The 13,884-nt window shown below is 33.2% G+C and carries 12 protein-coding genes and 1 pseudogene; 5 read left to right on the forward strand and 8 right to left on the reverse strand.

What is annotated here, in order from left to right; all coding sequences use genetic code 11:
* Positions 1 to 42: 42 nt before the first annotated feature.
* Complete coding sequence (locus AD998_13150; protein KOY86963.1) at positions 43 to 1,347, reverse strand: UDP-N-acetylglucosamine 1-carboxyvinyltransferase; 1,305 nt, start codon at positions 1,345 to 1,347, stop codon at positions 43 to 45.
* A 45-nt stretch (positions 1,348 to 1,392) separates the two neighbouring features.
* Positions 1,393 to 2,445, reverse strand: coding sequence for an S-adenosylmethionine:tRNA ribosyltransferase-isomerase (locus tag AD998_13155; GenBank protein KOY86964.1), 1,053 nt, complete (start codon positions 2,443 to 2,445; stop codon positions 1,393 to 1,395).
* A 466-nt stretch (positions 2,446 to 2,911) separates the two neighbouring features.
* Here AD998_13155 and AD998_13160 point away from each other — a divergent pair.
* The 5 genes and pseudogenes from AD998_13160 to AD998_13180 all read left to right on the forward strand — a co-directional run bounded on the left by AD998_13160 (position 2,912) and on the right by AD998_13180 (position 7,916).
* Positions 2,912 to 3,649 (forward strand): annotated as a pseudogene (locus AD998_13160) (hypothetical protein).
* Positions 3,650 to 3,830: 181 nt separating this feature from the next.
* Complete coding sequence (locus AD998_13165) at positions 3,831 to 5,282, forward strand: serine protease (GenBank protein ID KOY86965.1); 1,452 nt, start codon at positions 3,831 to 3,833, stop codon at positions 5,280 to 5,282.
* A gap of 45 nt (positions 5,283 to 5,327) precedes the next feature.
* On the forward strand, positions 5,328 to 6,101 hold the full coding sequence (locus AD998_13170; GenBank protein ID KOY86966.1) for a hypothetical protein: 774 nt from the start codon (positions 5,328 to 5,330) through the stop codon (positions 6,099 to 6,101).
* 88 nt (positions 6,102 to 6,189) lie between these two features.
* Complete coding sequence (locus AD998_13175; GenBank protein KOY86967.1) at positions 6,190 to 7,215, forward strand: hypothetical protein; 1,026 nt, start codon at positions 6,190 to 6,192, stop codon at positions 7,213 to 7,215.
* Entirely contained in the window at positions 7,212 to 7,916 is a 705-nt protein-coding gene (locus tag AD998_13180; GenBank protein ID KOY86968.1) for a hypothetical protein, read from the forward strand. Before AD998_13175 ends, AD998_13180 begins: the two co-directional genes overlap by 4 nt.
* A gap of 59 nt (positions 7,917 to 7,975) precedes the next feature.
* Here AD998_13180 and AD998_13185 read toward each other — a convergent pair whose 3' ends face one another.
* The 6 genes from AD998_13185 to AD998_13210 form a co-directional block, all read right to left on the reverse strand.
* Positions 7,976 to 8,686 (reverse strand): hypothetical protein, encoded by a 711-nt coding sequence (locus AD998_13185; protein ID KOY86969.1) that lies wholly within the window; start codon positions 8,684 to 8,686, stop codon positions 7,976 to 7,978.
* Positions 8,687 to 8,860: 174 nt separating this feature from the next.
* Positions 8,861 to 10,651 (reverse strand): ABC transporter, encoded by a 1,791-nt coding sequence (locus tag AD998_13190; GenBank protein KOY86970.1) that lies wholly within the window; start codon positions 10,649 to 10,651, stop codon positions 8,861 to 8,863.
* 83 nt (positions 10,652 to 10,734) lie between these two features.
* Positions 10,735 to 11,664, reverse strand: coding sequence for a hypothetical protein (locus tag AD998_13195; protein ID KOY86971.1), 930 nt, complete (start codon positions 11,662 to 11,664; stop codon positions 10,735 to 10,737).
* On the reverse strand, positions 11,664 to 11,873 hold the full coding sequence (locus AD998_13200; GenBank protein KOY86972.1) for a hypothetical protein: 210 nt from the start codon (positions 11,871 to 11,873) through the stop codon (positions 11,664 to 11,666). The genes AD998_13195 and AD998_13200 overlap by 1 nt, the downstream gene beginning before the upstream one ends.
* A 94-nt stretch (positions 11,874 to 11,967) precedes the next feature.
* Complete coding sequence (locus tag AD998_13205; GenBank protein KOY86973.1) at positions 11,968 to 12,315, reverse strand: hypothetical protein; 348 nt, start codon at positions 12,313 to 12,315, stop codon at positions 11,968 to 11,970.
* 93 nt (positions 12,316 to 12,408) lie between these two features.
* Positions 12,409 to 13,815: an aldehyde dehydrogenase gene (locus AD998_13210; GenBank protein ID KOY86974.1), complete on the reverse strand. Its 1,407-nt coding sequence runs from the start codon at positions 13,813 to 13,815 to the stop codon at positions 12,409 to 12,411.
* Positions 13,816 to 13,884 lie beyond the last annotated feature (69 nt).

Raw genomic sequence — 13,884 nt, forward strand, 5'->3', positions numbered from 1 at the left:
TCACATAAAAAAGTAGTTGCTTTATAAAGCAACTACCTGATTTTAAATTCTTTTAATCTCTGCACCAATAGCATTGAGTCTTCCATCAATGTTTTGATAGCCTCTGTCTATCTGTTCGCTATTTTCAATGACACTGATACCATCAGCCGAAAGAGCAGCTATCAGAAGAGCAACCCCTGCCCTGATGTCTGGAGAACTCATTTTAATACCTCTTAGAGGGTATTTTCTATCCAGCCCGATTACAGTAGCTCTGTGAGGGTCGTTGAGGATAATTTGAGCCCCCATATCAATGAGTTTATCTACAAAAAATAGCCTGCTTTCAAACATCTTTTGATGAACAAGTACTGTTCCCTGTGCTTGAATAGCCGTAACAAGTACAATACTCAGCAAATCGGGTGTAAAACCAGGCCAAGGGGCATCATCTACCTTCAAAATAGAACCATCAATAAATGTATCTATACTGTAACGTTCTTGAGCAGGAATAAAAATATCATCTCCCTGCAATTCCATTTGAATACCCAATTTCCCAAATACTCTTGGAATACAACCCAATTCTGGGATTGCACAATTCTTAATACGAATTTCGGAAGCAGTCATGGCTGCAAGACCTATAAAACTTCCTATTTCAATCATATCAGGTAATAACGTGTGTTCTGTACCATGCAAAGCCTCAACACCTTCAATATTGAGTAAATTCGAACCAATTCCTGTAATTTTAGCTCCCATTCTGTTGAGCATTTTACAAAGCTGTTGGATATAAGGCTCACAAGCAGCATGATAGATAGTGGTTGTACCTTTTGCAAGTACAGCAGCCATCAAGATATTGGCTGTACCTGTCACAGAAGCCTCGTCCAACAAAATATATTTACCTTGTAAATTGGTTGCGTCTATTTCATAGAATTCTGTTTGAGCGTTGTATTCAAATTTTGCACCAAGCTCCTGAAAACCCAAGAAGTGAGTATCAAGTCTTCTTCTACCTATTTTATCACCTCCTGGTTTGGGTATTTTACTTGTTCCGAAACGAGCTAAAAGTGGACCTAAAACCATAATAGAGCCTCTTAAAGCAGATGCTTTTTGAATATAGGCAGGTGTTTCGAGATACTCCAAATTGACATTTCGAGCTTCAAAACGATAGCTATGAGTATCTACTTTATCCGCTTTTACACCTAAATCTTGTAGAATTTCAATTAATTTATTAACATCTCTGATATTAGGAATATTATGAATCGTAATAGGTTCTGGAGTAAGTAAAACAGCACAAAGAATTTGCAAAGCCTCGTTTTTTGCTCCTTGTGGTTGTAATTCGCCACGCAGACGATTCCCCCCTTTTACTTGAAATGAAGCCATTGAGTAAAAATAAATTTAAAGTTACAAATGATATTTTTGTTATATTTAGATAATTAACATAGCATCTCCGTATGTATGGAAACGATATTCTTCTTGTATTGCTATTTCATAAGCCTTCATAATTAGATCATAGCCTCCAAATGCACAAGCAGCCATTAGAAGTGTACTTTCAGGTATATGGAAATTTGTAATATAAGAATTAGCAATTTTAAATTCATAAGGTGTAAAAATAAATTTATCTGTCCATGCATCCACAGGCTTTACTCTGCCATTTGCCGAAACAGACGATTCTAAAGAACGAATTACACTTGAACCTACTGCACAAACTCGTTTTTTGCTATCCAAAGCCTGATTGATTCTTTCAGCTGTTGCTTCAGGAATTTTAAATTGTTCAGAGTCTGTTTTGTGTTTGGTCAAATCTTCAACATCTACCGATTTGAATGTACCTAAACTTACATGAAGCGTGAGAGGTTGAATATCTACTCCTTTGATAGCCAGTCTTTTCACAAGTTGTTTGGTGAAATGCAAACAAGCCATAGGTGCAGCAACTGCTCCAGTTTCTTTGGCAAAAATGCTTTGAAAACGGTCTTCGTCTTCTTTTTCTGTTTTTCTACGTTTGGTAATGATTTTAGGAAGTGGCGTTTCTCCTAAACCATAAACTGTTTTGTAAAATTCTTCTTCTTCTCCATCCCACAAAAAACGAATGGTTCTTCCTCTGTTGGTCGTATTGTCTATTACCTCTGCAACAAGTTCACCATCACCAAAATATAATTTATTACCAACTCTTATCTTACGAGCAGGGTCAACAAGAACATCCCAAAGGTGAGCAGGTTTGTTCAACTCTCTTAGCAAAAATACTTCAATATCAGCTCCTGTCTTTTCTTTATTGCCATAAAGTCTTGCTGGAAATACCTTTGTATCGTTTACTGCCATTACATCCCCATCATCAAAATAATCCAAAACATCTTTGAATAATTTGTGTTCTATGGTTTGAGTAGCTCTATTGATAACCATCAGTTTGGCTTCATCTCTGTTTGGATTAGGATATAAAGCGATTAAATTGGTGGGCAAATCAAAGGCGTAATCCGATAACTTCATTGACATACTATGTTAGTTTTTAATTGAAAATGAAACAAATATACACTCTTTCATAGGGGCTTGTCAAGTATGCTACTAATTATTTTTCAAATTCTGCAATTTTTGTATATTTAAACCCTATTTGATTGACAATTAAACTATAAATAGAAATTCTGTTTTTATGACTAACTTATTTCAAGAATTTGCAACACAAACAAGCCAAGAGTGGAACGAGCAAATCGCTAAAGACCTCAAAGGCAAAGCTTTAGAAGAAATCTTATCTAAAAATTATGAGCAAATTCCTATTAAAGCATTTTATGCCAAAGAAGACATCAATGAACAGTTTGCTCACGAGGTTAGTCAAACTTTGTACAGAAAAAATATTCACCCTAAAACTGCTTCCTCAGAAATTGTAATAGACCATATTTCTTTTACGATGCAATACGAAAAATCTTTAGAAGGAACAGATTTTGAAGATTTTTTAAACAGAATTTTAGATATAGATAGATTTTTTATCAATGTTGATGTATTTCATAATGCTGGAGCTACGGCAGTTCAAGAGCTTGCTTATAGTTTGGCAATAGCGAGTACTTATTTGGACAAACTTTCTGAAAAAGGTGTTGATTTAGAAAAACAAGCCTCTAAAATTGGTTTTACAATGGCAGTAGGTAGCAATTATTTCATGGAAATTGCCAAATTGCGTGTATTGCCTTGGTTGTATAACAAATTGGTAGCTCAATTCTTAGGCAAGAATACAGATGTTTTCCCTACTTTACAAGCCAAAACTGCTACAATTAATAAATCTCAAAAAGATTCTTATAACAATCTGATTCGTAACACGTTAGAGGCTATGTCGGCTACTATTGCCAAAGCAGATGAGGTACTTATCTTGCCTTTTGATGAGCCATTTGGCAAATATGATGAGTTTTCTGAGCGTATGTCAGAGAATATTTCTCATATCTTAAAGCACGAAAGTAAACTAAATTTCGTTGTAGATATATCTTCTGGTGCGTATTTTGTGGAGTATCTGACAGAGCAACTTGCTCAAAAAGCATGGATTCTTTTCCAGGAAATAGAACAAGCTGGTGGTTTTTTGGTTTATCACGAAAAAGGTATGCTCAAAGAAGCTATTACAAATGTAGCAAAAGAGAAAATCAAAGATTTTCAGGCTAAAAAAATAGTACAAATTGGTGTAAATAAATATCCAAATGCTAAAGAAGAAATACAAATAAATACCAAAAACGAATCTTTTTTTGCTGGAAATGCCATCAGAATATTTCGTTTGGAAGAGTTTTTAGAATCTTAAGATATTAAAGTGTCATAAAATATTTTGTCTTGAGTCTTAATTTCTAAGGTCTTATTTTACCATTTATAACTCATAATTTATCATTCACTATACATTATCTATGAAAAGAGTCATTCAGAATATTTTGGTAAGTGCTTTGGCTGGATTTGGAGGTGCTTTTGTATTTTATAGTGTTGTTCCACAACTCCATCAGCCACAAACAGAGAGTTTTGTAAATCAAACATATACACAACGACCTATTCAAAAAGTAGGTGATGAAGATGAAATTCAAGATATTCCACAGAGTCCACCCGATTTTGTGCAAGCCTCTGCGATTTCTACGCAAAGTGTTGTGTACATCAAAAATATATCTCGCAGACAAACTGTAGATATGTTCGATTTATATTTTGGTGGTGGTGGTTATGGAGATAACCGAGTTGTAGCATCAGGTTCAGGTGTTATTTTTACAGCAGATGGTTATATTATTACCAACAACCATGTAATTGAAGGAGCCGAAAGCATAGAGGTTATTCATAGTAAAAAAACCTACAAAGCCAAAATTATAGGCAGAGACCCCTCTACCGATTTAGCGTTGCTCAAAATAGATGCAAAAGGTTTACCAAACATTCGTTTGGCTCGTTCCAAAGAAGTACAAATTGGCGAATGGGTATTAGCAGTGGGTAATCCTTTTAATCTAACCTCTACTGTTACGGCAGGCATTGTGAGTGCCAAAGGGCGTAGTTTACAGCTTTTGAGTCGTAGTGCTCGCTTTCCTATCGAATCGTTTATTCAAACAGATGCAGCTATTAACCCTGGCAATAGTGGTGGAGCTTTGGTAAATTTGAAAGGTGAATTGATTGGTATCAATACTGCTATTTTATCGCAAACAGGTTCTTATACTGGTTATGGTTTTGCTGTACCAGTAGATATTGTGGCAAAAGTTGTAAACGATTTGATTCAGCATGGTGAAGTACAAAAAGCTTTTGTGGGTTTAGATGTGATGGATTTGGACTCAGAAGTAGCCAAAGAATTTGGTATCAAGGAATTAGAAGGTGTTGTCATTCAGAAAGTAATGCAAGAAGGAGCAGCTTTTGGAGCAGGTTTGAAACGTGGTGATGTGATTGTAAAAATTAATCAGGAAACAATCAATTCCAAAGCTGATTTTGATGAAAACTTAAGTTACTACAAACCTGGTGATGAAATTACGATTACTTACAAACGAGCAGGTAAAACAGAACAAAAGAAAATCAAATTGACCAATAAACAAGGTACAACAGATGCCAGCAAGAAAGAAACCCTTTCTGCTGACGATTTGGGTGTTGATTTAGAAGTTTTGCCCAAAGTAGAAAAAGAGAAAATTGGCTTGAAAAATGGAGTAAGAATTTTGAATCTCAGAAATGGGTTTTTCAGAAACAATGGTTTTGAAGAAGGTTTTATTATTCTGAAAATCAATGGAGTAGAAGTTTCAACAGCAGAACAAGCTTTAGAATTGATTACCAAGTCCAATCGAAAGATTACCATTGAAGGAGTTGACCGATACGGACAATTTGCTTATTACTCATTTTCTCGATAAACTTAAACAGCCCTGAATGAAGGGCTGTTTTTATGTTTTTTATTTATGAACACATTTTTGAAAAGTATTTTATTTTTATTATTCATCTTTTTGTGGGCTTGTGATAGAGAAAAGCCTTCTACTCAAACTATTGAAACTGTTAAAACCATAGATTCCGTAGATTCCTCTACTTCTACCCAAAATACGCCTTCACTCAAAGAAATCTTTTTTCCACAAGATTCGCCTGATTCTGTTAAAATCAAAAAAGAACAAGATAGTTTGGCTTCCTTAAATGATGAAGAAAAAAGACCACAAGGAAGCCTTGGTTTTGATGCTTTGATGAAAAAATTCAAATATAAAGACATTAAAACATTCGACTTTTCTAAGAATTGGTGGGGCGATTTTGACAACTATTATCGTTTGAGTTTTGATGAAATGAAAAAGTTGGGTTTATGTGGTAAAGAAAGTTTCACCCGTTGTTTTGAAGAAGATGATTATTACCCAAGAATTCATCCTTATTCAATTCATCATTTTGATAACCAGATTATTGTATGTACTTTTTTGCAATTAGCAGATGGTGGATTTAGTTTGTATGTTGTTAGTTACAAGAATAAAAAAAGAAAATCCATTGGAAAAGAAAATATAGCCTTTTCTTTTGGTGATATTGGAACTGTTATTCATTGGAAAGCTAAGTTAGAAAACCAAGTATTTACAACTAATTATAAAGAATGGATTATTGAGGAATTAAGGGTACAAGGTAAAATGATCACCACCATAGACTCCAACGGGGTTATCAAACAAGACAGAAAGGAGGATTTTAACAAAGGTTATGCCCGATAATGAAGGAAATTTTATGTCTTATTTCTTGTTTTTTTTGTCTATCACAAATTTCTATTATCTTGCCTAAAGATTTTAAGCTGAAACCATGATGGTTAAAACTTTACATCAGAAGCTACTTAGACTTTATTGGGCATTATTTCTCCTTTTACTGAGTTTTATTATAGGTACTATTAGTTTCATGGCTATTGAAGGTTATGGACTGCTGGATGCCTTGTATATGTGTATTATTACGGCTGCAACCATTGGTTATCAGGAAGTAAAACCTTTATCAGATGCAGGAAAAATATTTAATATTTTTTACATTTTAGCAAATTTGGCTTTATTTGCCTATGTTATTTCAACACTTACAAGTTATTTGTTTGAAGGTGAACTCAAAAATATTTTCAGAAAATACAAGGTTCAAAAAATTATTCAGAAAATGGAAGACCATATCATTGTTTGTGGCTATGGGAGAAATGGCTTTAACGTTTGCCAAGAGCTTAATCGTTTGAATGTTCCCTATGTACTCATTGAAAAAGATGAACACCATGTAGAGCATTTTACATCTTCAGATAACCATCAAATGCTTATTGGTGATGCAACCCTTGATGAAACACTCAAAGAAGCCAATATAGACAAAGCCAGAGCCCTTATCATTGCTCTTCCTAATGATGCCAATAATGTATTTATTACGCTCACAGCCAGAGAATTAAATCCAAAAGTTTTTATTATCACAAGAGCTTCTGAACAAAATTCTGAAAAGAAAATGTATCGGGCTGGAGCCAACAAAGTGGTAATGCCTGAGGCTTTAGGAGGTATCCATATGGCTCAAATTGTTGTAAAACCTGAAATTATTGAGTTTTTGGATTTGATAAGTGGTTTGGACAAAATGAAATTGAAGCTTGAGGAAGTGATGTTCAACGAACTACTCACCCACTCTGCTACACTTTCTATCAAAGATTTGAATTTAAAACAGGAAAATGAAGCTTCTGTGATTGCTCTTAAAGATAGAGAAAAAGGGTTTATTTTAAATCCCAGTGAGAGTTATGTGCTTTCTGATGAGACCATTCTGATTATTTTGGGTACAGAAGATGCTATTAAAAGATTTAAACAACGACACGCAAGAAGAAGATGAAAATAGCTCAAATTTCTGATTTGCACCTTACTCCAAACAAAGAATCGGCAAATGATATTGATGTTTGGGCAAATTTTGAGAAAGTTTTGACTCATGTCCAAACACGAAATCCTGATATTTTGGTTGTTTCTGGTGATATTTGCTATGATGTAGGTGATGAAAATACTTATAAGGAAGTAAAAAAACAATTAGATTCTACCCAAATACCTTATTATGTTATTTCAGGAAACCATGATGATTCTTTGGCTTTAGGAAAAGTCTTTGGTTATCCTACTGAAAACGGCAAATTAAATCCTTATAAAATTACATTAGACAACACAGATATACACTTTTGGGATTCTTGGGATGGCATTATTGAGCCTTCTTGGATTGATAATTTAGATGCTACTTCTCTTGTTTTTGTGCATCATCCACTTGTTTTAGGAACTTGCCAGTTTATGGATAATAAATATGCTCTTCAGAACATAGAAATTATTACAGAGAAACTAAGAAAGACTAAAAATTCGCATTATTTCTTTCATGGGCATTATCATTTTGAAAAGTCTATTCATAGTTCCAAACATCATTTTTTCATTACACCTTCTACTTTTTTCCAATTAGATGATATTTCATCTGATTTCAAGATAGCTTCAACACAGATTGGCTACCGCTGGATAAGTTTTAACAACAATATGCTTCTTACAAATACAGTTTTTATATAATCTTTTCTAAAAACAAAAAACTACCTTTTCAGGTAGTTTTTAATAAAATATTATATAAATTATATATTCTTGCTTTCGTAATATTTGAGAAGACGAGCAATATCATCTTCGTTTTTCATGTCTAATTTATTTGCCTTGATGTAGTCTTCCCACATTTTTTTATCACCTCCCAATGCTTCCAAAACAGATTTTTTGTTTTTCTTAATTGCTATTCCTTTAGAATCTTTGTAGATGAATAAAGTTTTTTCTTTAGAATATGCAAATTCTTCGGCATTTGAGCCATAAGTAGAGCCTCCTGATTTTTGTAAAACAACAAAATATTTTGTGAGTAATTTTACTTTTGGAGAATTATAATGTGTTAAAAAGAAATTAGTTGCTGAATATTTATCTACACCTTCCAAACCACTTACAAATGTATAATCTCTTAAAATACCTGTTTCCTTATCTTTTGCCTTTAGTGTAAAACTCAAAACACTACCTTTGGGGAATTCAAATACTTTATTTCCGTCTTTCATTACAATTTTATCGCTAGCGATATTGTATTTGATATTTGATACAGGCACACCTTTAGAATCTACATTGATGAGCAAGTTACCAGAACCCCATTCTTCAGAGAAATAGCTATTGGCGTCATCTGCATTTTTACCTTTTGTTGTAAAAGGAACTAAAGTGAGTCCACCAACACTTGGACCTAAGTTAGTTTGAGCACTTACACAATAAGATGCAGTAAGAAATAAGCCAAGAAATACAGATTTTAAATTCATTTTCATTAATAGTTTTGGTTAAATTTATTATAAGGGTACAAAATTAAATAATTATAAATAAATGCACAATGATGGACTGTTTTTTTTTATTTCACAAAAATATTATTTGTATAAAATAAAAAAATCCAAAATGATAGAACGACCACTTTGGATGAGTAAATGGATATTTTCAATGAGTATTTAGCTTTCTTCCACCTCTTCTATTTGGAGTTGTTTTTCGTAAAGATCTTTGTACGTGCCCTTTAACGCCATCAGTTCTTCATGAGAGCCTTGCTCTACTACATGTCCCTCATCTAACACCAAAATCTTATCTGCCAGTTTCGCTGAAGAAATTCGATGAGAAATAATAACCGTTGTTTTACCTTCCATTAAGTTTTGTAATTGATTGAGTATGGAGTTTTCCGTTTTGGTATCAACAGCTGAAAGACAATCATCTAAAATCATAATAGTTGGGTTTTTCACAAGAGCTCTTGCAATCGAAACTCGTTGTTTCTGACCACCTGAGAGTGTGATACCTCTCTCTCCAACAACTGTTTTAAATTGCTGAGGAAAATCCATAATATTTTGGTAAACATCAGCCCATTTAGCAGCTTGCATCATTTGTTCTTCTGAGATTTCTTTAGAACCAAAACCAATATTGTTGGCAACAGTATCTGAAAACAAGAAAACATCTTGGGGAACATAACCCATCTGACTACGCAGATGCTGTAAATTATATTGTTTGATATTGATACCATCTATCAAAATTTCTCCTTGTGTGGTATCATACATACGACAAAGCAAGTTAGCAAGTGTACTTTTTCCTGAGCCTGTTGTTCCTAAAATAGCAATAGACTCACCACTATGTACATCAAAATTAATATTTTCTAATGCCTTGATACCTGTGTCAGGATACACCAACGATACATTTTTGAAAGAAATATTTCCTTTAATAGGCATTAATTGGTTTCCTTCTGAAATAATATCTGTTTTTACAGCCAAAAACTCGTTGATACGGCGTTGTGAAACAGATGCTTTCTGAATAATACTAGCAATCCAACCTAGTGAAGTAACTGGCCAAATCATCATGTTCAAATATAAAATAAACTCTGCGATATGTCCTCTTGTCAGTGTTCCGTTAATAACTTCTAAGCCTCCTACATACACTACTAAAATATTACTCAAGCCTATCAGAGCCAGAACAAGTGGGAAAAACCAAGCTTCTGCAATGGTTAGCTTTAAAGATTTTTGTCTGTATATTCCACTTTCTTTGGTAAAATTATCAACTGAACTCTTTTCTCTCGCAAAAGCCTTGATAACTCTAATACCCGAAAAGGCCTCTTGAACAAACGAAGAAAGCCTCGATAAACTTTGCTGTATTTGCTCCGAACGGCGATTGATGATGTTATTGACAATATAAATACTAATAGATAAAAATGGTAAGGGTAATAAACTATACATGGTTAGTTTGTAGTCCACAGAAAGCATATAAGGGATAACCATCACAAATACAGCTATCAGATTGATACCATACATAATTCCTGGACCCAAGTACATACGAACTTGGCTTACATCTTCAGAAATACGAGCCATCAAATCGCCTGTTTTATTCTTTCTATAAAAACTGAGTGGCAAAGACTGATAATGTTCATAGATTTCACTTTTGAGATCGTACTCAATAAATCTAGACATGACAATGAGTGTTTGTCTTACCAAAAACAAGAAAAAACCTCGTAACAATGCCATCATCAGGATAATACCTCCATAAATGAGGATATTGAACGTAAAAGCGTCTTCTATTTCTTTCTGACAAACAAAGCCTTTGAGTAAGAAAAACCAGTCAATCGTTTCCTCAACAGCATTGAAGGCATACCGAACCACCTGAGCAGGTAAAATCAGAAAAAAATTGGATATTACTGTAAACAGAATACCCAAAGCAAGCAAATGCTTGTATTTATATAAATATTTATTGAGATGTTTTAAAGAATGCATTGAATGTTTTTATTTAGAAAACGTGGGTTTTTGTTTTTTGGTATTGAATTTTGAAAAATACTCATCTATTTTCATATTTTTTATCACAATCCAATATGATAACGAAGTTGTTTTAAGTTAATTTCAGCAGAATATAAATCTCCTATATTATCAGTTGCTATATGTTTATAGCGATTCTCATAATCAGAAAATGCCTGCATTACTTTATTAAATTTCTTCAATTCATCTGATATTATATATAAATCTACATTGGAATAATCCATTAAAGTTGCTAATCTCCCTACTCCTGACCAAGTTCCTGTTGACATTTCTACTTCAAAAGCTTTTTCAGGTATCAAATTTTTTCCTTTTTCTTTAAACCAAATAACATCTATTCTTCTTAAAAGGTCATAATCCGCAAATTGTAATTCAGGGCAATCCTTTAAGGTTGTTATTTCTCCAAGTTTTTTATCATTAAATTTCTTAGATTTATCAGGACAGAAAGTTTTAAAACCTCGTATATTGCCTATTTCTATTAAACGCCCTTGAACAACAGAGTGAATACTCTCTTCTACTGTATTATTACTATCTGATTTATATTCTTGATATAATAAATCCCAATTATTAATAAATTTGGAACAATCTAAACGATTATTTTTGCCTGATAAAACTACATTCAAATCTTTATCAATTGTTATTTTATACTCCCCGTTTCTATCATGGCTAATTTGTGGTAAACATGAAAATAAAACTTTGGCTGGAATAATTAAAATTTTATCCATTGAACCACAAATAAAGGCTATAAATGGATTATCTAAATTATTCATTTCTTCTACTGTTAAATAATTTAGTCCATAAAAGAAACGTCTATTAGCTCCTTCAGTTGCAGCCCTAATGAGTACATTTGCTGATGCAATTTTATAAGTTCTTGATTTTAAAACTTTTATTAATTCAAAAGTACCTTGTACAGTTTTTACTTTTTCTAAAAAATCAGATACAAGCAAATCTGTTGGTGTCATCTTCTTTTTTTGCATCAATATTCTAAGGTTTGACAATCAAAAGCCTCATTTTCTACACATTTAATCGTTTCAATTGAAAATTGATATTTATTTTTATCATCATCATTTGATAAATCGCTTATGTCAGAAGTAAAGAATGTGACTAAATTTTTAGCTTGTTCCTCATCTGTAGCATTGATTTCCACTAAATAAGACTTTGTAAGTGTTATGACAAATTTTTGCATAAAAATTTACTATTTATCTCTATATTTTATACTTGATTACAATCATAAAACATGAAGTAAACAATTTTCGGCTACCTCGTTTCTAATAATTTATTTACCCCTTTGGTTGTTTTTTAGGTGATTTGGCTTTGCCAGACCATGTATTGTAATCTTCTTTGTTTTTGGCTCTATGTTGTTGGGCATCAAAGCGTTTGTATTTTAAGCCATCTTCAGTACGATAGTTTTTTCTAAACATTCTTCTATACCAAGGCATTCCTGAAACAACTTTCAGGTTTTTCTCTTTGATAGCTTCTTCTCTGGTTACAGGTCTTCCATCTCCTCTTTCGCCACCAAAGTAATGTGAGTGGTCTTGGATGGTTTTGCAACCTATCACTTTGCATTTTTTTACACAACTACTGGTAGCTATCAACAAAAAAAATCCTAAAAACAAAAATATACGCATGATTATTTCAATTATCAATGAAAAACTATCAATAAGTTATAAGCTCTTTAGAATTAAAAAACTCATACTTTACTCCTTATAACTTATCACTCCTTACAGCCATTTAAACACTTGTTGCAATAAACCTAGTTTACCTTTGTAAGGAGGATAACGCAAAGGAATATCTAACCAAAATGGTTTTTTAAGCACTGCTTTATAATGAGTAAAATTGTCAAAACTATACTTACCATGATAACCTCCCATTCCACTATTGCCCACTCCACCAAAAGGCAGATGAGAATTAGCTAAATGAACAACTGTATCGTTGATACAAGCTCCACCAAACGAGACATTTTCAAGCACTTTTTCTTGCTTTGCATCACTTTTTCCAAAATAATAACAAGCCAAAGGCTTTTCTTTGTATTTCAAATCTTCAATTACTTTATCCAAATCAGAAAATTCTAAAATAGGCAGAATAGGTCCAAAAATCTCCTCTTGCATGATGGCATCGTCCCAAGTAACATTGTCTAGAAGTGTTGGAGCTATATACAATTCTTTTTCGTCTGTTTCACCACCTTTCACCACCACACCATTATCCAAATATTTTTTGAGGCGTTCAAAATGGCGTTGACTGATGATACGAGGAAAATCTTCACTTTGTTGTGGATTTTCGCCATAAAATTCTGTAACACAAGCACTCATTTTATTAATGAGCAGGCTTCTAATACTTTTATGAGCCAATACATAGTCAGGAGCTACACATGTTTGTCCACCATTCAAAAACTTACCCCAAACAATGCGTTTGGCTGTTACATCCAAATCTGCATCTTCATCCACAATACAAGGGCTTTTTCCACCCAACTCAAGTGTAACAGGGGTAATATACTCAGCAGCAGCTTTAGCCACAATTTTACCTACAGTTGTACTTCCTGTAAAAAATATTTTGTCAAAACGTTCTTTTAGAAGAGCTTGTGTTTCTTCTACCCCTCCTTCTACTACACCTACATAGTTCTCTTCAAATACTTCTTGCATTATTACCTTGATAACATGTGATGTATGAGGTGGAAGTTCTGAAGGTTTGATAACCACTGTATTTCCAGCAGCAATTGCTCCTATAGCAGGAAGCACTGTAAGCTGAAAAGGGTAGTTCCATGCACCTATTACAAGGACTGTGCCATATGGCTCTGGATATAAGTAATTTGTTGAAGGAAAATTAAGTATTGAACCTCGTGTAGATTTTGGACGAGCCCAATCTTTCAGATTGTCTTTCATCACCTTGATTTCATCAATTACCAAAGCCACTTCAGACACAAAAGACTCAAAGTTTGACTTCCTGAAATCTTTATAAAGAGCTTCAAAAATATCTTCTTTGTGGCGTTCTATGGAACGTTGTAGTAAACTCAGTTTTTCCAAACGATAAGCTACATCTTTAGTTTTATGTGTCTTGAAAAAAGATTTTTGACGAGCAATTAAATCAGCGATGGGATTTACAACCACATTTTTTTCTACAAGAACTTCCATAATTTTTGTATATTTAGGAATGGATAATCTAACAAATTTGCATATTTTTTTTAATCAAAACCAAATATT

The sequence above is a fragment of the bacterium 336/3 genome (assembly GCA_001281695.1).
Taxonomy (GTDB): Bacteria; Bacteroidota; Bacteroidia; order Cytophagales; family Thermonemataceae; genus Raineya.

What these genes read in the sequence shown, in the direction of transcription:
- AD998_13210 (KOY86974.1), bottom strand. Translation starts at nt 13,815, where the DNA reads ATGGAAGTTCTTGTAGAAAAAAATGTGGTTGTAAATCCCATCGCTGAT.
- AD998_13180 (KOY86968.1), top strand. Translation starts at nt 7,212, where the DNA reads ATGAAAATAGCTCAAATTTCTGATTTGCACCTTACTCCAAACAAAGAA.
- AD998_13200 (KOY86972.1), bottom strand. Translation starts at nt 11,873, where the DNA reads ATGCAAAAATTTGTCATAACACTTACAAAGTCTTATTTAGTGGAAATC.
- AD998_13170 (KOY86966.1), top strand. Translation starts at nt 5,328, where the DNA reads ATGAACACATTTTTGAAAAGTATTTTATTTTTATTATTCATCTTTTTG.
- AD998_13195 (KOY86971.1), bottom strand. Translation starts at nt 11,664, where the DNA reads ATGCAAAAAAAGAAGATGACACCAACAGATTTGCTTGTATCTGATTTT.
- AD998_13205 (KOY86973.1), bottom strand. Translation starts at nt 12,315, where the DNA reads ATGCGTATATTTTTGTTTTTAGGATTTTTTTTGTTGATAGCTACCAGT.
- AD998_13150 (KOY86963.1), bottom strand. Translation starts at nt 1,347, where the DNA reads ATGGCTTCATTTCAAGTAAAAGGGGGGAATCGTCTGCGTGGCGAATTA.
- AD998_13155 (KOY86964.1), bottom strand. Translation starts at nt 2,445, where the DNA reads ATGAAGTTATCGGATTACGCCTTTGATTTGCCCACCAATTTAATCGCT.
- AD998_13190 (KOY86970.1), bottom strand. Translation starts at nt 10,651, where the DNA reads ATGCATTCTTTAAAACATCTCAATAAATATTTATATAAATACAAGCAT.
- AD998_13165 (KOY86965.1), top strand. Translation starts at nt 3,831, where the DNA reads ATGAAAAGAGTCATTCAGAATATTTTGGTAAGTGCTTTGGCTGGATTT.
- AD998_13175 (KOY86967.1), top strand. Translation starts at nt 6,190, where the DNA reads ATGGTTAAAACTTTACATCAGAAGCTACTTAGACTTTATTGGGCATTA.
- AD998_13185 (KOY86969.1), bottom strand. Translation starts at nt 8,686, where the DNA reads ATGAAAATGAATTTAAAATCTGTATTTCTTGGCTTATTTCTTACTGCA.